This is a genomic window from Bifidobacterium sp. LH_743, from assembly GCF_056355775.1.
This window is the reverse complement of the sequence record NZ_JBKESZ010000002.1, coordinates 41,086-62,017: the sequence shown is the minus strand read 5'-3', so window position 1 is coordinate 62,017 and position 20,932 is coordinate 41,086. Positions and strand designations below refer to the sequence as shown.

Genomic DNA, 20,932 nt, shown 5'->3' with positions numbered 1-20,932 from the left:
CTCACAGCTCCTTGTTGATCGTGTCGACGACGATGTCCACGAGGTCGGCGACGCAGATGTCGACATAGCCGACGATGTGGCCGAGCGGACGGCTCGCGTCGATCTCCTCCCATTCACCGTTGACGGCGGGCCTGATGGCGTCGCCGCACTGGTCAAAGTCGTCGAAGATTGCTTTGACGCATTCCTTCCTGATGTCCTTCATTTCGTGTCCTTCCGTGTTTTTCAGATTCCGTGTTTCGCTTTGGCGTCGAAGTCCTGCAGGCTCGCGACCTTGACGAGCCGTTTGCCGCGCGGGCCGTTCGGCTGCCTGATCCTGACCTTGCCGTCCCGCGCCATCTTCAGGAGCGTCTTCTCGCAGACGCCGACCATGGCCGCGGCCTCCTTGAGCGGCACCCAGAGCACATACCTGGGCGGTTCTGTGACGTCGGTCATCTCCGCCACCCCCTCACGCCGCGTCGGCGAGCGCCTCCGCATCGGAGATGATGCTGGAGAGCTTGCGTCCCGTCGCTTGGCTGATGCGGACCAGTTCGTCGAAGTTGAAGGTGCCGCCTTGGATTTTCCTGTTGAGGCTGTTGCGCGGGATTCCGGCCTTGATTCCGGCCTGCTCCTGCGTTAGCCCGGCGTCCTTGATGGACTCCTTGACCACGTCTCCCAGCTGGCGGGATGTGACGTTCGCTATCTTTGCCAAATCAAACCTCCTGAGCTTTATCTGAAACCTTAGTTGTTTCATATGAGACATGATAGATGAAAAGTTGCCCACATCAAAACACGGCGTGTCTCATATGAGACAAAAAATGTGGAAAGAGACATACCATGAATACATGGCAACAGGAAAGAAAATACCCACTATCGAATCAAAGGCGCTATCGATAGCAATCAAGAGGGCAATGACAACACGAGAGCTGAAAGTCAAAGCACTCGCGCAAATTTCCGGCGTGCCCTACGGAACACTGCGACGCATCTTGGAGCTAAACACAGTCGCCGACTACGAACAACTGCAACGGATCGCAAAAGCACTGCGCACACCACTGCCGCAAATCATCGAAGACGCCGACCAGATCAGCAAAGATCCAGACGTCATCACCGAATTCGAAACCTCCCAGGAAGAAATTGACATCGACGCATGGGCCAACAGAATCAATGCAGAAGACTCGATAATGGAAGGGACACAATCATGAAGCAGCGCAAACTCCAGCTCAACAACAACTGGGCCAAACGCAAAGCAGCCCAACTCAACACATGGATGCAAGGAAGCGTCAAGGCACGCTCAGCCGTATGCACGGCAACCGCAATTGCATGTCTAGTCGGCATGGCGGCAGCGACGATCGGATACGTCGGAGGCACCAAGTCAGCGGCCACGAAGGAAGTGGCGCAGAGCATGGCGGCGGACAACAAGGATTACGAGAAGCTCATCAAGAAATACAACAGCCTCGTGGATGAGTACAACGGAATCGCCGACGAATACAACGACGCCAAGGACGCGATCGCCGAGGCCGATACCGTGAAGTCCGGCATCAAGGACCTCAATGCACAGCACGACGACCTGCAAAAGAAGGTGGACGCGAAGAAGGCCGAGCTGCAGTCCCTGACCGGCCAAGTGGACCAGGCGAAGAAGAATTCCATTTCCGACGGCGTGTGGCAGGTCGGCAAGGACATCGACGCCGGCACATATCGCGCCACAAGCCAGGTAGGAAGCGACTGCTATTGGGAGATCTCGACCGACAACGGCGACAACATCGTCCAGAACGATTTCCCTGGCGGCGGCTATCCGGAAGTCACGGTAGGCAATGGCCAGCAGCTCAAAATCAGCTCCTGCGGAACCATGACCAAGCAGTAAATGAACCAATACAGTCACAGCCCGGCAGTATGTGCCGGGCTTTTTCTTTGCCTACTCCCCCGCCTCTAGCTCTGCCAGACGCGCGCGGAGCCGGGCGATCTCCTTATCCTTGTCGCTCTCAGCCGAGACTGTGGCGTCCCGCTGCGGCGTGGCGATGTTGGCGGCGACCTTGTCGGCGAGCGCCCTCTGCCGTTCCTCGGTGGCGCGCTGGTAGTGGATGGCCATGTTGGGTGTGGTGTGTCCGGCGGCGGCCATGAGTTCGCGGACGGTGGCGCCCTGTTGTGCGAGCATGGTGAGCGCGGTGACGCGCAAATCGTGGAATCTGAGGTCGTCGCGTCCGGCCTTGTGGCGGGCGGCTATGAAGTCGCTGCGCATGCTCGATAGTGCGATCGGCGAATTTCGGTCGTGGATGATGCTGATTCGGCTGCGGAAGATCCATGCGTCCGGTTTGTCCTGGACCCATCTGTCGAGGTGTGCTTTGATTTCCGGGATGACGGATTCGGGCAGTGGCTCCGTGCGTCGGCTGGCCGGCGTCTTCGGGTCGCCGGCGATCGAGCGTTTCTCGGCGAGTCTGGTCCGGCGGATGGTGATGGTGCGGCGATCGAGATCGATGTCCTGCCTTTGCAGTCCGCAGACCTCTCCGATGCGCAGTCCTCCGGCGGCGATGGCGAGCGTGATGGCGAGGCGCAGATGGCGTGGCATGGAATCGTGGATGACTCGGAGCTCTTCCGCGGTGGCCGGTTCGGTCTCACTTCGGCGGCGGACTGGTGGGATCCTGACATCGAAAGGCGAGCGCTTGATGACGGAATGGCCGTCGGCGTCCGGTTTGGCGGCGGCGGCGAGTATCTGCCGAAGGTAGAGGAGCCTGACGCGCCGCTCGTGGTCCGTGGTCTCGGCGGCAAGCTCTTGGTCGTATGCTTCAATGTCTTTCGGGCCGATGCGGTCGAGCACCATGTGGCCGAAGCGTCTGCAGAGGATGCGTCCGTAATACTCCGACAGCCGCGTCGTGCCTTCGTGCAGCACTCCCGATTCCAAGCGGACGCGGTTCCACTTGTCCACGAATTCGGCGAAGGTCATGCCTTTCTCCCGCTCACGCCTTCGGATGATCCTCTCGGGCTGCCAGACTCCGGCATCGATTCTTTTTCGCGCTGCGGAGAGCCATGCGGCCGCATCGTCGCGGCCTTCCGGTGTGAGCGGGAAGGTGGTGGTCTGCCTCGCCGCCAGTCCGGGCCATTGTCCGAAGGCGTCCACCGGTGTGGGGTAGGATGCCTCGATGTATTTTGGATTCGACTTGTTTGGCTTGACGACGATCTTGCCGAACCTGCGCATTTCGATTTTCCTTTTTCGTGTCTTCTCGTGATTGGTGGTACCACTCGAGATACCACCTCTAGACTACCTCAGGAGTGGTTTTAATGCGCTTTTTTTCCTAACGTTTCCGTTTGACACGGCGTGGGCGTCTGCTTGGAATCGTTGGAATGAAGCCGTTTCTTGGACTTCATTTTATTACGGCAGGCAAAATGTCACGTAAAGCGTCATTTTGTAACGGTTTTCACCTTTCGCGTACTTGTCGATAAGATAACCACGGTCGATGATCATGTCTGCGGAGAAACTCAGGCTCCTGGAATGTTCACGGGCGTATTCGGCAAGAGCGATAAGCAGCAGGGTCACCGAGGTGAGACGCTGTTGGCCGTCGATGAGTTGACATTGGCTGACACCGTCCGGGCCGATGCCGCCTTCCTGCATCCATACGATCGACCCAGTGAAATGCGTTCTATCAGTGTGCCTGCCGGCTGTTACGATGTCGGACCATAATTGCCGGCATTGAGCCTCACCCCATGAGTATCTGCGCTGGTACACCGGCACTACGAACCGAAGCGAACCGGTGAATAAGTCCAGCAGGATTTTCTTGCCAGCGTCCATGGTGATTCCTCTTCCCTTTTCATCCGACCTGTGCAGAAACGCCAGTCAGCAGCACACCCTTTTTTGCACGTGTCATGGCTACGTAGATGAGGCTTCGCTCTTCCTTGTAGATCTCGTTCAATGCGGCCGGGTCGGTGCCAGCGGACTGCAATGCAGACTTTGGCGGGCATATCCCATCGTTCACGTCGACCACTACGACATAATCGAATTCCAGTCCTTTGACTCGATGCATGGTAGCGATACGGATTCCTTGCTTTTGCCTGTTTTCCGCTTCTCTGCCAAGTCGGTACACGCCATATGGCAGGCCATCGTCAAGCGTCTTATACCACTGGTCAATGCAGTAGCGGCTTCTCGCCACCACGCATACGTTACGCGGATCAACATGTTCGTCGTTGGACTCATCGTCGTCCAGATCTTCCGCCTGGCCGCATAATTCATAAATCCACTCTCGTACGGCATCCATTTCATCCGCTTGAGAGGCGAATCGCCGCATTTCAGGAACGGGGCCGCTCATCAGTGACCGGCTGTCGCCGGTCGGGCTCTCCCCTCCGTCCAGGTCATCGAATGTCGTGGCCGGCGAATCATCCCCGATGCCGCGAACCGCCGCGAACACCGAATCCGCAACATCGGCACCGGAACTGCGGAAAATGGAGTCGGCGGCACTACGAATCTGCTCGGTGGTGCGATAGTTGATCCGCAATTTGCGGGCACGTCCCTGAATGCGGATGCCGCATTTCGACAGCACTGCGGTATGCCCATAGATGCGCTGCTGCGCGTCGCCGACGATGAAGATATCGTTGTCGCCCTCATCCACCAGAGCGCGAATCACGCGATATGCCGGCGCGGAGAAGTCCTGCCCCTCATCAACCACCACATGCGCGTATTTTTTCGGTGCGTCGCTCTGCGTGAGCAAAGACACGGCGTTCTGCATGGCCGTGTCCACATCGTACGCGTCGTTCGTCTGCATGATGCGCCGATATGTTTCCACAATCTGCCATACGGCAAGCTTCTGGGCTCGGTTCAATCTCGTGCCGCGCCCCTTGCGAAGCACACGCATGTAATCGGCTACATTCCGAACCTGCTGAGGCACAATCACCTGGCTGAGTTCGCTTTTGAAGAAGGAGACCGTAAGTTTCGGATCGTTCACGCCGATGGAGGCGATGGCCTTACGCCACGCGTCGTCAAGATCGTTGCCGTGATCGAAACTGCCGTCATACCAGATCTCACCGGAATAGCCATGGCTCGTCAGCAGGTCTTTCACGAGTTTGTCGAGATTGACCACGTCGATGGTGTTGAATTCGTCCGCCGTGCAGATGAGTTTCAGATTCGACGCGATATCGGTGGCAAGGTTGCGTGAGTATGTGGTGAACAGCACCTTCTGATGGCTACCGTTTCTCAGCAATCTCGCAGCAAGACGCTTCGCGCGGTGCATGGCCACCACGGTCTTTCCTGTGCCGGCACCGCCGAGCAGGCGGAACGGACCGTGGTAGTCGTGTTCCACATAAAGCCGCTGCGACGGGTGCAGGAACACGCGCCACTGTTCCAGCGGTGCATCCAGGATGCGTTTGAGGTCCGCCTCTCCTTGCACAACCACGAAAGACTGCTGTGACGCATAGCTTGATAGAGCGGCGCGGAAGTCCCCCGGATCGGTCTCTTCGCCAGAGTCGATGGACGAGGCGGGTATCTGCTGTTCCAGCCCCAGCCTGTCGCTGGTCTGGCCTTCAGTCTCATCAAGCAGGCCGAAGACCTCGGACTTGGGAAGTCCTTCGGCAACGAAGGTAAGGTATGCGAAGGCGTCCTTCGGGAGCTTGGATCCCCACCGTTCAAACGCTTCCCATGTTTTTCTCGTGCACATGACCGGCACATACATGTCAGGCACGCCGAACCGGCGCATGTCATTGTCCGTCAATGCCCGGTAGGTATCGGGAAGCGGACCGGTATGAGGTTCGGGAGCGTGCTGTGGCGTCTGCGGCGTCCTGGCCGTCACAGCTGGAGTTGCAGTAGTTGAAGCTGTTTCGTGATTCGTGCCGGCATGGTCTTCCGTGGGTTGGGAAACGGATGCAGACACACCGGAATCCGATTGGGGCGCGTTCGCGGCAACGCTCCCCCATCCAACTTTGTTCTGGGAATCCTCATGCATCGCCGCATCGATTTCCTCTTGAGAAACCATCTCGTACAGCTGGATTGCCCGCGTGTTCGGGTTGACGTCGATTGTTTTCTTTTCCGCCCATTTGTAGGCGTCATCGTGGTCGCCGACGTACAGCAGAACATACACGTTGCTGCTTTTCTGGAAAGCGATGATGGCACGGTATCGCTGGTCGATGCGTGCGGAGTACAGTTTCTCGTCCTTCGCATTGGCGATTCGTTCCAGATTGATTCCGGATGACCGGGGATTCGTCTGGAATTTTGTCAGAAACGCCGTGGCATGTTTCTGCGCTTTCTTTGGCAAATCGAGCAGGCTGCCCATGAGATCGCTGCCGAGCGCGACCACGGGCTTGTTCATCGTGTGTATATCCGCCATCAGCGTTCCGTGCCTTCCGTCAGTGAAGCGAACACCTTGTCAAGGTCATCGTTGTTTTCCGTAATGATAGTCCAGTCGCGCTTGGTGAATTCGTCGACGTTCTCCTTATCGGCCTGCAAGTCGTAGGACGGGAAGAATGCGATCTTTCCCTTCTCCCATGCGAGTTCCGCCTGTGCGACGATTTCCTCGTTCTCATCCAGCAGCTCATATCCGAGCGCATCCGGCGCCGGTATGCCAGACTCGATAAATCGTGTGACGGCCTCTTTGGTTTCATCCGCACAGTACGCGTAGGTCGGATCCGCCAGAATATCGTTCCATGCGAAGTCATTGCCTTCCTGCACGTCAGGAGTATTCCGCAGACCGCTGCGAAGCGGCTCGTACATGGACGTGTCGCGAAGCGCGGCATCGCCGATGGCGTGGAAATATTCCGAGAATTGCATCACGTTCGCGAAATGCCAGAAGGCAGCCCACTGCGTTTTGAACGCTTCCGTCTCGTTCTCGTCCAGAACGTTCAACGGATTGTAATCATCGCTCTTCGTCTTCGCGGCATCACGTTGGATGTCCGAGAACACCATGCCGACGTGAGGCTCAGTGGTCCGCATGTCCTCTCCGAGACACAAGCCGGATTGGAATTTCAGTCTCGTACAGTTCGAAGGATTCCAGGACGAACAGATCATGAACGCCGATTCATCCTCGCCATGCAACGCTTCGATCCGATGCAGCATGTCCACGGCCTGAGGCTCGGCATTCTTGCTCCGCGGATTCAGAGCATAGCTCATCGCCAGTGCCTGGACGGTGAATATCTGCTCGGCGTTCGGTTCCGCAAGATAGTATTCCAGCATGACCATTGCCGAAACTTCGCCGGGATCGAATTCGTCCGTCCTCTTGCCAATCGTGCCCTTGTAAGCCGCCGGAGACGGCATGGACTTGGGTGTCAACATCGGATCGGCGAGCTGCGCCACATCCTTGCCCTGCACATATCCAATCACATCGTCATAGTCCAAGGACCATACGCGGTAGCCTGCCTGACGAAGCGCCTCCCTCTTCAGGGAATCCTGGGCGACGATGCCCGCATGGTATTGCAGACCGTCAGTGAAGATGGCGATCGGCTTCCTTCCATCATGCTCAACCACGTCGCCGGATTCGTCGATATTGCTGACCGTCAGAACAAAATCAGGCTTGCAGGGAATCGCGACTCCATCGGCCGGACCCAATGCGACTTGTGGTTCGACGCTCCATACGCTTCCATTCACGGTGACGGAATATCCGGGTTTGCTATTGATGAATTCGTCCTTGACGATGGCACGGCGCCCCTTCGCATCGTCGGATTCCGCGAAAGGATGGGCATGCATGCACCGGAGCGCCTCAACGAACTGCTGTTCGAGTCCGCTATCGAACAGCTTGTTCGTGGTGATTTTCGAAACGGTCTTCACACGGCTACGTTTGTTGGACGGGTCGAGGATGCCCGTAAGCATCGCCATCGCGGTCTTACGGGAAATGAGCTTCAGATTCTGACTCTGCCTGTACGCGTACAAGCATCTATAACAACCGTCGCCACCATTCTTTGCGCATTCGCAATGCTCCATGACTTCCTTCGCCTTGGCAAGCACCTCGAACATCGTATCCGGATCGGACAGTTGCTTAAGATAGCCGGTCCCTCCAGGCACTGTATCGTATAGCGCAAGATAGGTTTTGCGCAGTCCGGGATTGTCCGGCAACGGCTCGTTCATGAGCGTCGCATTCAGATGATCCACATTGCCAAAACGTTCACGCAGACCAAGCAACACCGCAGCGGCCAGCGACTCCGCGGCACCGTCCGCACCTTGGACGTCGACAAGCCCCGGCACGAGCATACGCAATACTTCCGATTTGACCTCGCGGTATAGGAACAGACACGTACTGTTCCCCGTTTGCTCCAACTGCTGCTCCTGCGCCTTCTTGTATTCCGGACAGAAGTAAGCGTGCCTTGACCCGCGCTCGCCGAGCAATGCGCCGCATTTCAGACACACGTTGAAACCGTTACGTATCTCCTTGCTGCCGGCGATTTCCACTGAGGTGCCCTTGTCGGAGGCCTGACCGAAGTTGATTTCCCGGACCGTGCCCTGAGGCGTGTAGTCGAATCCGAAGTTGGTGATTCCCTTGACCTGCCATCCCGATTGGATGTCTGCCGGATCGATGTCCACCATTGTGTTCTTCAGGAATCGGGTCTTAGGCCTGCTGTCTGAGGTGTCCTCGACCAGGCTTTCGCTGTAGGTCTCATCGGATATGACGGTGTCGATACGCAGCATCGGCCTTTTCTGGCCGTTATCAGCCCACTGCATCGATCCGCAGGAGGGACAGCTGGCGAGATTCTCTGTGCTGGAAACAGGTTCCGCATGCGAGCAGTTCGGGCATAGGCGCCATGTCGCCAGCTCGTCGTCGGCACCGCCTTTCGAGCAGAGCACACGGCTGATCCTGTATTTGCGTCCGCCCGCGAAGAACGTGTTCCCCGGCGCCAGTTCCGTAATGGCCGTGGCCGCCGGGCGCACGAAATCGCGCGTGGCCTTTTCCCTGCGTTTCGTCTTGTCCTGCGCGGCGGGTTCGATTCCGTGTGTCGTATCGGATGGTTCCTTGTCTTCTTTGAGGATGGTGTGGAGGGTCACACCGATCTCCGGGAATGCGTAATTAGGCAGGATGCCCTCGTCGGAAAGGTAGTTGAACGTATTGGTGTTCAGCATGCTTTTGACGATGCGATCAAGGCTGTGAATCTCATCTTCGCATTCGCGCTGCTGTTCTTCGAACGATGAATCGGATGGCTTCTTTTTGAGCTCGTCGAGCAGTCGCTTTGCGTCGTTTTTCTGCGATTCAAGCGTTCTGACGGTATCACTGGTCTTTTGGAACACATCGTAGACGCGTCTGGCCATGGTGCTGCCATCTTCCGTTCCACGTACGAATCCCTCAAGTTGCGTACGAAGTTCCTCGGAGAACGAGAACATTCGTCCGAATCCGTCGAGCAGTTTGCCAGAATGTTGGCCTGTCCAGTTCAGGAAGTTCACCGGGAACCCGTTGGGGCCACTGCCGTTGACATTATCCAGGCAGTTTTTCAATTTATCAGGCACCACATCGGCCGGCTCATTGCCGGCATCCAGCATGGCATGCACCCAACGATCCAATGCGTAGGCGGTGAGCTGTCGTTCCAATACGGCGGTCGCGTCGAGGAAGATGTGCGGCGGGTTCACCGCACCTCCAAGCATGTCCTTCGGCCGCTGGTAGAAATACGTGTCGTGTTCCTTGGTATTGGCCACCGCCAGCACCAAGGAGTTGCCATCGCGTCGCCCTGCGCGGCCGGCACGCTGGATGTATTGAGCTTGGGTAGGCGGAATCGACGAGAGAATCACCGTGGAGAGGTCTCCGATATCGATGCCCATCTCCAGGGTCGGCGTGCAGGCGAGCACGTTCACGTCGCCGGGCTTGCGGTCCTTGCGTTTGAATTCCTCTTCGACCTTGGCACGGTCATCGCCGTTGAGCAGTCCCGTGTGTTCGGCGGCGTGGATACGTTCAGTCGGCTCCCCGCGGTACAGCTTGCCGTAGTAGCGCAATTCCAGCGCTTCGGCTGCGGGAGTCCCGGAGACCAGTCTGCCCGGGCATTTGCTAATACGGCAGCGTGCTCCGTTCCATGAATCAAGGTTCTGTGTGGCGCATGAATAGCTCCGTCCGCACGTGTCGCAGATCAGCTGTGTGACCTTGCCGCTGACTGTGCAGCCGGACTCGTTGAGCCCGTACACGGTGCGTTCCGTTTTCATGCTTGGATAACGCTGCTGCGTAACGAATCCAGCTTCTATGCACTCTTCAAGTACTATTCCCAACAGTTCGTGGTGGATATCGCCTTCAAGGGCGTCGTTGGTAAGGTACCGGTCTACGATCCAACGGTATGACGACGAATCCAAGGTGTCGAAAGCGCCTTTGCGCACCGGTGCTCTATCTGACAGAAAGTAGGGCATGCCATCCGCGTACATGCCGGGCATCCATTTGACGTTCTTGTTGGAAAGCCGGAACTTGTTGCCGTCATCCTGCAGGAACTGGTCATAGGTCACGTCGAAGAACGCGCCTTTCGTGCGTAACTGGTCGAGGAACGCCATGATCAGTCGAGGCCAGTCAGCCTCCCTAATGGAATCCTCACGCAGTCCGATCTCGTTATGGCAGCGTTCCTCCACGGCTTGCGCCACACGTTTCAGGAGAATCTGGTCGAATGCTATTGCGGCGCAGCCAGATTTCTCCAACGTGCGTCCGGTACGGGAGCGCATGCCGAACTCCGGCAGCGATTCCAATCGGAGTCTGCGTCCGATCCAATCGAGCAGCTGATGCCGACCGGGTCCTGCGGGATTGCCTTGCAATACGGCTTCGTACTCGCGCATCCATGTCATGTTCGGCGCGATGAATCGCACGATGTATTCGTTTTCATCCGGATAGCGGCGATGGTAATAGTCGTTCTGGCTGTTGAGATATTCGGCGAGGGAAACGCCGTCCTTATGTTCCTCGCGCATGTAGTCCATGGCGGAGTTGCGCAGGGCGAACCGCCAGGTGCGGGAGTTGAGCACGCTGGCTCGGTAGGAGGCGTCCTGCACATTGTCCGAGAACACGATGGCCTTGCTGTCATCGTTGAAGGTGTCCCCGGAAAGTTGGGTGAGCATCACACTGACCTGTGTGGTGGTTCTCACACCGACCATGGCGATGTCCTGTACGCTGCCGCAGAACGGGCAACGGTAATGTTTGCGGAGCCGTTGCCCGTCGGAAACGGGTTCCATTCCCCTGGCAACCATGGATATACGCCGCTCTCCACATGCCGGGCATTCACGTTCCGTGGATTCGAAACGTCCCACGGCCTGTTCCTTCATGCATGCATTGCAGAACCAGACCATGGCTCCGTTATCGGTATGACCGTCAAGGACATAGTCCATGGAGCAGGGCTGCAAGGTCACCAACGCATTGTCGGCATGGTAGGCGAAATACTCGTTGTAGAACATTCTGGGATCGCCCATACTGATGCCGCCGTCCTTGCCGGCGAGCCCAATCCATGCTGTTCCTCCACAATCACGGCAGTTGATCACCGGCATGCGGGTCCTAAGGTCATCTTTGGACAGTTCGACAACCGGACGGTAGTCGATGTCCCCTTCCTGCGAGGTGACGTTGGCGACCACGCGGCCGAGTTCCTTGACCCATAGTTGTACCTGTACGTTCAGGAACGGACGTGTGTGGCCTTCCGAACCGGTGCGCGCGTGGGAAACGAGCGCTATCAGCGCATCCACGCAGGCCTTCTGCTGGCGTGGATGCAAGGCGTTGAATCTTGCGTCCATGATGGCGAGCCTATCCAGCAGTTTGCGGTCGATCTGCTGGGGTTCGTCGCAGATGAGCGAGGACAAGCTGGCCAGGAACCTGGAATGGCGCAGGGATTCGGCGAGCCGGATGCGAGCCTTGTCTGTGGAGATCGACCCAGTGGGTGCTTCGTCAAGCCATGCTTGTGCCGCATGGGTGAGATATTCGTCGGGGTTGACATCCTCCTCGAGTTCGATGAGCCGGTCGACCTGCGCAGCGGTGGGCATGGTGTCGTCATAGTCATCTGTGGCGAAGAATTCGTCGACGCGAAGTCTGTCCTCAGTCACCACGGATTCCGGTGTGAACGTGGTGTTGAAGATCTGGCTGGCGTACGCGCAAACGTCGCGTACCGTCTCTTCGGTGCCCATGGTGGCCGACGTGCCTACGAAGCACATATCGTCGCTGGTGGTGTTCAGCCTGTCGGCGAGCCGGCGAAGCAGACAAGCCAGGTCAGTGCCCTGTGCGCCGTCGAAGGTGTGCAATTCGTCCACAACGAAGTATTTGAGCGTTTCCGGGTCGTTATTGTCCCAGATCCGGGAGTCCTTGGGGCGTACCAGCAGGTAGTCGAGCATCTTGTAGTTGGTGAGCAGGATGTCCGGCGGGTTCTTGAGCAGCTCCTCATGACTGGTCACAATGTTGGTGGCGGTCATGGCGTGATTGTCCTTGTCGCTGCCGCCTTGGCTCATCTGGCCGACGTACATGCCCGCGGTCACGTTGTTGCGCAGTTCCGGACTGTCGTGGATGAGTCCTGCCAATCGCTTCGCCTGATCGGTGGCAAGCGCGTTCATCGGATAGACGAGGATGGCTTTGATGCCTTTGCGCCCGAGCAGACGCTGTCGATAGCAGTAGTCGAGAATCGGGTACAGGAAGCATTCGGTCTTGCCTGAGCCAGTGCCGGTGGCTACCAGTGTGGATTCGCCGGCGGCAATGCGTTCGAACGCGCGCATTTGATGCGCATACGGTCGGTATGTGGGATGCAGGCATGGGAACGGGAATTCCGCGTGTTTGCCGGCTACACGGAACGGCAGTTTGACGGATACGAACGGCTCTTGGGAAAGCATGCCTTCCTGATGGGCGAGTTTGCGGATGGAGCCGCGGAATGGCTTGTTGGTCATGGGGAACGTGGTCTCCACATAATCGGCGAGTCCGGACTGGATATGCCGGGCAAGCACCATGGGAATCATTTGACATCTCCGTACTTCTGCGTGAAGAACTTCCACGCGGCTTTGTAATCCTCTACGCGATCGCATTTGTCGAACGGCGCCACATATTCGATGGTTCGCTCACGGGGACCGCCCGGCTGAGTATCGTCCGTAATGGTGCGGGTGAACACCTTGCCCGCAGGCGCGTTCTTGATCTTTTCGAAATCGGGACGCTTGAAAGTCAGGTCGCCGTAATTCTTCTTGGAGAACACAATGCGACCATTCGCGTCATACCAGGTGTCGTCCTCATATCCGCTCAGCACGGTGAAGGTCAGACGGTAGATGTCGATGAGCTCGTCCAGAGTGATACCGAGCGCCATGGATGCCAATACATCCAATTCCACCAATGCCTGCCGGCGTTCGTAGTCCGTACGCAAAGGCGTATGCCAGTTCCACTCATCCGTCAATGAGGTGAACGTGCTGGCAGTCAGTCGCGGATCCTGCTTCGACCAGCCCATAGACGTGTACGACTCGTCCCAACAGGATCGCCACAAATCCGCATACGGCTTGGTCAGGCAATTGAGCAGTAGACCACGGAGACGGATTTCGGGAGCAAGATTCGTCTCAGGAACTGGCTGGAGACTCAATGTTGTCGCGTTGATGTTCATCTTGCCGATTGAACGAATGAAGAAATCATATGGCAGAGCGGCCTCCAGGCCGCTCATAAGCGCGAGCAACGCGTAGCGCTCTGGGTGCACGCCATAGCCCGCTATGGCGTGCACCCAGGCGCAGCCTGGGTGAACGCAGGACGCTTGCAGCGTCCTCTCACCGGTTAATGGGACCATTCCTCGGCAACAGAGCCTATAAACAGCATCGAATCGGCTGAAACCACCATTTTTCTGATTCGGATCAGCCATTTTTTGCACACGTGATTCGTATTCCGCGTCCGTGCATGCCTGCGCGTATTTCACGCGAGGCATATAGTCTACTGGAATGTCGGTCAGGTCAATCGGGTCATAGTCGCTGTTGACTTTGTAGTTTCTTCGAGTGGATTGCAGCAGCGGATTGGCCACGCCGATAAACGGACTGGAATAAATCAACGCTTTCGTTGAGGTCGGGAAGTGAATGTCGTCCTTGATGGTGCCATCCTTACGGGAATTGGTTTCATGCCACATTCCCGAATATGTGATCTCATCAGCGTAGTTTCTCAATGTCCGAGGAATCTCCGACATCTTCTCCAGCGCAGAAAGCAATTCCGTCGCATGCATGCCAACCATTGGCGCTTGTGACCATCCGTTTGATTCGCCACTGCCAACCAGACGGGAAAACATGGACAGCTCATCCTGGGAGATAGAGATAACACGGCTCTTATGCCCTCGCGTATTCCATTCGCCTAGTTCGTTCTTGACTCCTGGAATGGCTCCCGTGCCATCGGATGCATAGCATTCATCAATGGTCTTGGGATCATAAAGATTCCAAATGGAATCGAACCGAGGAAGCTTATTGTCCATCTCCGGATTCCGGTACACATTCAAGCTGAACATCGTTTCATGATGAACCCCGGAGAAAAGCCTCTTTTCATTGATGAACTGGAAATGATATCTAAGCCTGCGATACATCTGCTCGCGTAGTACGCCCGCTCGCGTGTCTCCATACAGTTCGTCAGGATGCACGAACGCGCTCACACCGTCGTGCTTGCGCGTGTAATCCCAAGCATTTGGAAGGAAGCAACGGAACAGGTTTGTTTGCTGGCCTTGCAGCAGCGGATAGTTGCCGATGGCGTTGTAGAATGCCAGCTGACCAGCCGTTGCCACATATTCGCTGATGAATGCGTCATACGTGCGTTGGCTCTTCAGCAATTCGGGTAGTTTCTTGTTCAAATCAGACGCGCTGATGGACTGTACCGCGTATTTTGGGTTCACGTCGGAGATGGCGTTGGCGGCCTCCCACTGAAGCTTTACCCACGGCGGATTACCCACCATGAAGTCGAAGCCGCCGTCTTTGAACACGTCGGCGAATTCCAGTTCCCAGTGGAAGAAACGCTGCTTCTTGGCGACTTCCTTCACCAGACGAAGCCTTCGTGCGGGTTCCCCATCGCCCTTGCATAGCTCGTCGAGGTCTACAATGTTGTCATATATGTAGTCGCGCTCATGGTTGTCGGTCATGACGTCCTCAAACGCGAACTGGCCGTTGTCCATCAGCTTCAGCGAGAACCCTTCTTCCTGCGGGACCTCACCGGTAAGGATCAGCGACATTTCCGTGAGATACTGCGATCTTGTGGGGAGCAGATCAGCCTGGTCGATGGGCCAGAACCACAGCGAGCACCAGTAGTCCATGGCGAGTTTCAGACGAGCGTATTCGCTGGCGTTTTCGGCCTTCTCCGAATGGTAGGCGATACGGAGCATCTCATCCTTCTCACGGATGGTGAGGTTGTTGCTGCGGAAGTACCTGTCTTCGAAGTCAAACGAGCCCTGCCCGTTTTTCTGCTTGTCCTCCAAATCCTTCGCGGTCTTTTTGGAAGCGTTCGCGTCGAAACCGTAGATAATCAGATCGTCCTGGGTCGCCTTCTCCAATTGCCTGCGTGCTTTGATCTGGCCGCGCCATAATTCGTCAATGGTCTTCGACAACGATCTCATCAGGCCGATTTCCGTCTTGGAATAAGGTTTCTTGGCGAATTCCTTCTTCCAAGCCTTGATGGTTTCCAGATGTTCGGGTTCGATGCTTTTGACAGTCTTGTCGTCATACTTGCACATGTCCGGATCCCCAGTCAGGAACTGGTAGATGCGCCTGACGGACGACGAGCTCTGGTTGAACCCGATATGCTTGGGCTCGACCTCATACCAGTGCCGGTTTTTGGTCTTGCTGGTCAGATCCGACTCCAAGTATCCGACGCGGCGGCCGCCAATCAGCGAATTGCCGCACTGTAGCTGGGTACCAAACCATGGCACGAAGGATCCTTCGCAGATGGTGTTGAGCCATAGGGACACTTCTCCCAGCTCCACCGCCACGGGGTTCAGGTCGATGCCATAGATGTTGTGGTCGGCGATGTACATCTTGACCTTCTGCAGCTCGGCCTGCCGGCGTTCCGCGGGGATTGCCGCCCGTTGGCCTTCCTCAGCGACCCGTTCCTTCTCCCTGCGGTTCAGATACATGGTGGCCAGCTGGTTGATGGTCTCGTTCAGGAAGGTCGCGGAGCCCATGGCCGGCTCGCAGATTTTCAAATCCAGAATGTCGGTGGCCTGGTGGATACGTGGTTCGATCTCCTTGAGCGCATACTTCACCAGGCATTGTGCGAGACTGTCCGGCGTGTAGAAGGAGGCTGACGTTTCGCGTTCCCTGCCTGCTAGCCGGTAGATGAACGTGCCCGGCTCGTAGGTCCGCAGTTCACCGGCATGCGGGCTCTTTTCGGGGTAACGGACGCGTTCGTCCTCTGAATAGTTGACGAGTTCTCGTTCCGGCACGAAGTAGCCGACTTTCAATGGATCGTAGGAATCCTTGGCGCGTTTGACCTCGTAGAGCTTCTCCTTGGCGATGAAGCCACGGTAGGACAGCAATGCCTCATATACGGCGCCCATCTGGCTGACGCCCAGGGCAGCATAGGAGATGCGCTGCCTGCGCTTGGTCCCCTTACCTGCCTTGGTAACGCTCATCAGATCGATAATGCGCAGCATCACGCTGTCGCGAAGCGTGGCATGTTCGATCAGCGCGGTCCGTTCCGGGTCGAAAATGTGCGCCTTGAGTGGCGGCACCATGAACACCGCATTGGTGGCTTCCTCGCTGGACAATCCCCTGAACTGTTTGTCCGTCTTCGGATATCCGTTGAACACCAGATCATCGAGTCGGCGCAACGTGTCCGCCAAATAGGTGGAATCACCAGCCTCATCCATACGGCCGCGCATCTGTTCCGCAATATCTCGCAGACTATCCAGCGAATAACCAGTGCGGTAGATGTCGGATTTCATCGGAGCATAGCCGAGCGACGGTTTCGCCTCAATGAACAGAAGGAACAGGAGACGGTACATGTATCGCAACGCCTGCACGGTTAATTCGCCCGCATCGATTTCGTCAATGCTCCGTCCCTTATTGCAAATCCAGTCGTGGATGACCTCATTGCCGAGAATCTCCACGCATTCACGCAATGCGGAACGCAGACTGTCGGACACTTCGACCGCATTCTTCGCGGACTTGTCATCAAACGTGTCAAGCAGACTGTCGCCTTCATCCGGACAAAGACTGTCGCGCCGCAACAGCACGGCCATTGCAGCGTACACATGGTCCTGATGCCGGCTGAAGATCTCATCCAGGTCGAACAGCATGCACTTCTTGTCATTCCATTTGCGACGGTCAATCAGCGCTATCTGATGCAGCCCCATGATGACGATCCACCGTGCCGGCTCGTCGAAATCGGCGAGCAACATGCGCGCATATTCCTCACAGGAAACGCCGCCTTCACTGGAACCATCTTCGATAAGGCTTTCCAGAACACCGGTCTCCTCGCTATCGGACAGGCTTGCCAGAACCTGCAAACTTGGCGAGCCATCGGCGTTATTGACCTGATAGTGGACAGGAATGGTCTTTCCTGAAATCCGGTCAGACAGTCCTTCATCTTTGGCTTGATTTTCCTCCTGCGTATAGCCGAGTGCACCAAGCATACCGTCGATGAAATTCCGTACCCGCTCAGCTGGGAACAGGTCGTTCTCATTATTGTTGACGACTTCGGTGAATGTCTGGCGCATATCCTTCAGCAACCGCACGGGGCGTTCTTCTGGAGGAAGCTGTTTCCAAGGTGCGGAGGCATTCTTCACTTCATCCGGGAAGTATTCCTTCATGTAGTACGGCGTGTAGAAGTCGTTGACCGCCTCGATGCCCGGAAATGTCTCGTTCAGTTCCTTCGCCATGGTCTCCCCCTCTATTCCTTGCCTACGAATGCGGCCGCAATGCGGATCACCGGTTCACCGGAAGCGTCCAATGTGGCCTGAACCCAGTCGGCATATTGTTCGAGCATCCGATCAACCTGTCTTGTGTTTTCCTTGGTGCTTTTGCCTTGGGATTGCAGCAGTGCCTTGCGCGCATGGGACCAGTGCTCGATGCGGTCCATCTGCTTGGTCACTTCCTCATCTGCCTGCGCCTGGTATTGCTCGCCGCAATCATTGAGCATGCTCTTGCCACGCAATACCGCATCCTCCAGCAACGACTGAGCCGCGTCTACTTGTTCGGAACTGGCTGCGGAATTCTCCCGATTCACATAACGGTGTTCGCTGGTTCCCGGAACCAAGTTCCCACGATATCCGGTGATACGCCATACTTCCTCAAGAGGCAGTATGCCCATGAATTCACCATCGCGGTACCGTGCACCGAACCATTCATCGATTACTGGCGACGCGTGTTTGTTGGCTATCATGCCGTTCATCAGCACAATCGTCTCATCCGTATACAGGTTGCCGTTGGTCACGCCGATGATCGGGGCCTCGTCGCGCTGATACAGCAGTGAGGATGCCTTCAGTCCGACCCATTCCGTGATCGGATTCAATTCCCACAGGTATTGGATCCGGCTCCATGATTCGTCGTTGATGCGGGCCAGCAGACCATTGGCTTGGTCCTCGCAGTATTTCGCGTCATCGCTCCATTCGGCGATGTTGTCCCGCAGTACCTGCGTGTTCGGCACACGTCTGCGCAGCCACGCACGCAACGGGCTATCCTCCTGGAACTCCACCGCAAATCCATGGGCATCACGCAACTGACGCTTCGATTTGAGACCTGCCGACTGCCGGAACTCCTCACAGGAAAGTCCCTCATCCACATACTCGTAATCGGACATCAGCGTGGAGGAATTGGCAATATCACCACTATCGGCACTCCCAGTCGCGCTCTCCCCCGCGGGCTTGTTTTCCTTGGCATCTGTGGCATTGGAATCATCCGACGCGGTGAGATTGAAGAAACTCAATGGGTCGAAAACATCGTCATCCGGAGCGGTTTCGGCATCTTCGGAACGTTCATCCGGATGATCGATGTCCTCATCGGGAATATTAAGTCTGGCAGCGAAATCCTCCGCAGACTCTCCGGACTCAATCGCCTCGCGGGTGACGGCCTCCTCCTGATCGACATCGAATTTGCCCATAAGCAGAGACGGATCGCCGATATCCTTACGCGCCTGGTCTTCCTTCTGCTGCAGAATCTCGAGAATATGCGCGTCGCCTTGAATCTTTGCGTTACGTGAGAGATCATCATGAAGCGGATGTCGGGCTGTTGGCGCTGCCCGTACCTATCGATGCGTCCATTACGCTGCTGGAACACCATCAGCGACCAGGGGGTGTCGAAATGGATGAGTCTGTGGCTCAGATAATGCAGGTTCAGACCTTCGGAAGCCACGTCGGAAGCCACGAGAATGCGTACAGGCGAGGATTTCGTTCCGAAATCCTCGACGATTTTCTGCTGTTCCACATCGCTCATGCCACCGTCCATGGAAACGATGGCCTTCTTCGGTAGTTTGAGATCCTGCCGCAAATGCTTTTCGAGGTAGTTCTTCGTCTCGATGCGTTCTGTGAAAATCACAATACGATCGTCAGCATCTTCGCCGTTATGCCAACCGTAATCGGCACTGCGCAGAAGCTGCAGCAATCTCTGGTATCGGGAGAACTGCATCGGTCCGATCTTCTCCAAAGCGGCCTTGAGGCCTTCAAGCCTGTCGATGTCTCCGGTCTGGTCGGACACGTCTTTTTTGGCAAGCCGTTTTACTCGCTCGTCGATGGTTTTGATGCACGCTGCCGGCGATGAGAACAGGCTCTTTTCAAGCATCGTCTTGAACAAGAAGGAATTGCTTCTTGTCTGATGCATGTCCATGACGAGTTTCATATCGGTCAGATAATCGAACGCCTCTTCCTCGGCTGCGGTGGCCATGCACTTCTCCTGCGTCACCTTGCGCTCCGGGAAACTGCCCGATACCTCGGCCATCACGTCCTTCTTGAAACGACGGACGTACAGATGCTCGACATCCTGCTTGTCGTACTGTTCCGGATCGGGCAACGTGGTCGGATCGAGCATGTTCATCAACGAGGCGAAGCTGCGGGCACGACCATCATGTGGCGTGGCGGACAGCATGATCAACGTATCGGAACGGGAGGCAAGGCGTTTGGCAAGCTTGGCACGCTGCGCGCTGCGGCCGTTGGCGGCACGGTCGGCGACATTCTGGGCCTCATCAATCACGATGATGTCCCAATACGAGGCATCAAGCGCCGCACCATATTGGATGTCCCGCTTCAACGTGTCGATGGAGATAATCACCTTGTCGTAATAGGAGAACGGGTTGGCGTTCGCGGGAATCTCGGAACGGATCTGCTGGATACGTGAGGAATCCAAGCTGATCAGCGGAATGGTGAATCGCTCCCATATCTCCTTCTGGAACTGAACCATCATGCTTTTCGCCGTCACCACGAGAATACGACGCCCTTTGCGGCGTTTGATGAGTTCCGACATCAGGATGCCGGCCTCCAAGGTCTTGCCGAGACCGACGGCGTCGGCGATGAGGATACGCTGACGGGGTTGGGCGAGCGCCTTCTTCGCCGGAACGAGCTGGTATGGCAGTGAGTCCATGGCGGCCTTGTTGCCGACATGAATCTTCGCATCGGTCGGCGCAGTGGCGCGTAGCAGACTCTCGATGAACAAGTGCGATTTCGCGGCTCTTGCCGAGGTGTCGGGAATGAAACGGGTTCTCACTGGATCGACAGGCGTGATTGTGTCCAAGTCATCAAGGAACGTGACCGACATGTCCCGTACCAGAGCGGATATGCCGGTGCACGAGACGGCGTGATTCCCCAGGCTGTTCGGCTCGACCTTGTCCACGAGCCATTCCTGGCCGCGAACCAGAACCCTCATGCCTGGAGAAAGCAGTTCTCGTTCCGAATGCGCGCCATGCTTCATTGCCGTGTGCTCCCCATATGCTCTCAATCCCAATGTTTTCGCATATATTGTATGCCATTGGGGGTGAGATTCATCAATTTGCCGCATGAATGATAGATGCACAACATGTTTTGGCCATTGGCACTTGAAATTATCTACATTTTTTTGATTATTACTTTGCCGAATCCTCACCTCCCCATCACGGCTCAATGCAACAAATACGAATGCCGAACGAGCCTACCGACAGAAGAGAGCAAATCATTG

At 56.4% G+C, this 20,932-nt stretch carries 12 protein-coding genes; 2 read left to right on the top strand and 10 right to left on the bottom strand.

What is annotated here, in order from left to right; translation table 11 throughout:
• Window position 1: 1 nt before the first annotated feature.
• Genes AC1ATL_RS03315 through AC1ATL_RS03305 form a run of 3 tightly spaced genes read right to left on the bottom strand, consistent with a single transcriptional unit; the run spans window position 2 to window position 688 of the window.
• Complete coding sequence (locus AC1ATL_RS03315; protein ID WP_476568465.1) at window positions 2–202, bottom strand: hypothetical protein; 201 nt, start codon at window positions 200–202, stop codon at window positions 2–4.
• A 20-nt stretch (window positions 203–222) separates the two neighbouring features.
• The gene (locus AC1ATL_RS03310; RefSeq protein WP_476568463.1) at window positions 223–432 is read right to left on the bottom strand and encodes a helix-turn-helix domain-containing protein; all 210 of its coding nucleotides are present in this window, start codon (window positions 430–432) and stop codon (window positions 223–225) included.
• Between the two features lie 13 nt (window positions 433–445).
• Window positions 446–688 (bottom strand): hypothetical protein, encoded by a 243-nt coding sequence (locus AC1ATL_RS03305; protein WP_476568461.1) that lies wholly within the window; start codon window positions 686–688, stop codon window positions 446–448.
• A 49-nt stretch (window positions 689–737) separates the two neighbouring features.
• Here AC1ATL_RS03305 and AC1ATL_RS03300 point away from each other — a divergent pair, with 49 nt between their 5' ends.
• Together AC1ATL_RS03300 and AC1ATL_RS03295 are read left to right on the top strand one after the other, a co-directional pair.
• Window positions 738–1,178: a helix-turn-helix domain-containing protein gene (locus AC1ATL_RS03300; protein ID WP_476568459.1), complete on the top strand. Its 441-nt coding sequence runs from the start codon at window positions 738–740 to the stop codon at window positions 1,176–1,178.
• Entirely contained in the window at window positions 1,175–1,837 is a 663-nt protein-coding gene (locus AC1ATL_RS03295) for a hypothetical protein (RefSeq protein ID WP_476568457.1), read from the top strand. Before AC1ATL_RS03300 ends, AC1ATL_RS03295 begins: the two co-directional genes overlap by 4 nt.
• Window positions 1,838–1,888: 51 nt before the next feature.
• Here the strand turns inward: AC1ATL_RS03295 and AC1ATL_RS03290 are convergent, their stop codons facing one another.
• The 7 genes from AC1ATL_RS03290 to AC1ATL_RS03260 form a co-directional block, all read right to left on the bottom strand.
• Window positions 1,889–3,166, bottom strand: coding sequence for a tyrosine-type recombinase/integrase (locus AC1ATL_RS03290; RefSeq protein WP_476568455.1), 1,278 nt, complete (start codon window positions 3,164–3,166; stop codon window positions 1,889–1,891).
• Window positions 3,167–3,340: 174 nt separating this feature from the next.
• Complete coding sequence (locus AC1ATL_RS03285) at window positions 3,341–3,757, bottom strand: DUF262 domain-containing protein (protein ID WP_476568453.1); 417 nt, start codon at window positions 3,755–3,757, stop codon at window positions 3,341–3,343.
• A 19-nt stretch (window positions 3,758–3,776) separates the two neighbouring features.
• On the bottom strand, window positions 3,777–6,278 hold the full coding sequence (locus AC1ATL_RS03280) for a UvrD-helicase domain-containing protein (protein ID WP_476568451.1): 2,502 nt from the start codon (window positions 6,276–6,278) through the stop codon (window positions 3,777–3,779).
• Window positions 6,278–12,814 (bottom strand): DEAD/DEAH box helicase, encoded by a 6,537-nt coding sequence (locus tag AC1ATL_RS03275; protein ID WP_476568449.1) that lies wholly within the window; start codon window positions 12,812–12,814, stop codon window positions 6,278–6,280. The genes AC1ATL_RS03280 and AC1ATL_RS03275 overlap by 1 nt, the downstream gene beginning before the upstream one ends.
• Complete coding sequence (locus tag AC1ATL_RS03270) at window positions 12,811–17,670, bottom strand: Eco57I restriction-modification methylase domain-containing protein (RefSeq protein WP_476568447.1); 4,860 nt, start codon at window positions 17,668–17,670, stop codon at window positions 12,811–12,813. Before AC1ATL_RS03270 ends, AC1ATL_RS03275 begins: the two co-directional genes overlap by 4 nt.
• 11 nt (window positions 17,671–17,681) lie before the next feature.
• Window positions 17,682–18,716, bottom strand: coding sequence for a hypothetical protein (locus AC1ATL_RS03265; RefSeq protein ID WP_476568445.1), 1,035 nt, complete (start codon window positions 18,714–18,716; stop codon window positions 17,682–17,684).
• Window positions 18,713–20,689: a DEAD/DEAH box helicase gene (locus AC1ATL_RS03260; protein WP_476568443.1), complete on the bottom strand. Its 1,977-nt coding sequence runs from the start codon at window positions 20,687–20,689 to the stop codon at window positions 18,713–18,715. The genes AC1ATL_RS03265 and AC1ATL_RS03260 overlap by 4 nt, the downstream gene beginning before the upstream one ends.
• Between the last annotated feature and the right edge of the window lie 243 nt (window positions 20,690–20,932).

Excerpts from the sequence above, each read along its gene's own strand:
- AC1ATL_RS03315 (WP_476568465.1), bottom strand. The coding sequence starts at position 202 with ATGAAGGACATCAGGAAGGAATGCGTCAAAGCAATCTTCGACGACTTT.
- AC1ATL_RS03310 (WP_476568463.1), bottom strand. The coding sequence starts at position 432 with ATGACCGACGTCACAGAACCGCCCAGGTATGTGCTCTGGGTGCCGCTC.
- AC1ATL_RS03300 (WP_476568459.1), top strand. The coding sequence starts at position 738 with ATGATAGATGAAAAGTTGCCCACATCAAAACACGGCGTGTCTCATATG.
- AC1ATL_RS03295 (WP_476568457.1), top strand. The coding sequence starts at position 1,175 with ATGAAGCAGCGCAAACTCCAGCTCAACAACAACTGGGCCAAACGCAAA.
- AC1ATL_RS03290 (WP_476568455.1), bottom strand. The coding sequence starts at position 3,166 with ATGCGCAGGTTCGGCAAGATCGTCGTCAAGCCAAACAAGTCGAATCCA.
- AC1ATL_RS03285 (WP_476568453.1), bottom strand. The coding sequence starts at position 3,757 with ATGGACGCTGGCAAGAAAATCCTGCTGGACTTATTCACCGGTTCGCTT.
- AC1ATL_RS03280 (WP_476568451.1), bottom strand. The coding sequence starts at position 6,278 with ATGGCGGATATACACACGATGAACAAGCCCGTGGTCGCGCTCGGCAGC.
- AC1ATL_RS03275 (WP_476568449.1), bottom strand. The coding sequence starts at position 12,814 with ATGATTCCCATGGTGCTTGCCCGGCATATCCAGTCCGGACTCGCCGAT.
- AC1ATL_RS03270 (WP_476568447.1), bottom strand. The coding sequence starts at position 17,670 with ATGGCGAAGGAACTGAACGAGACATTTCCGGGCATCGAGGCGGTCAAC.
- AC1ATL_RS03260 (WP_476568443.1), bottom strand. The coding sequence starts at position 20,689 with ATGAAGCATGGCGCGCATTCGGAACGAGAACTGCTTTCTCCAGGCATG.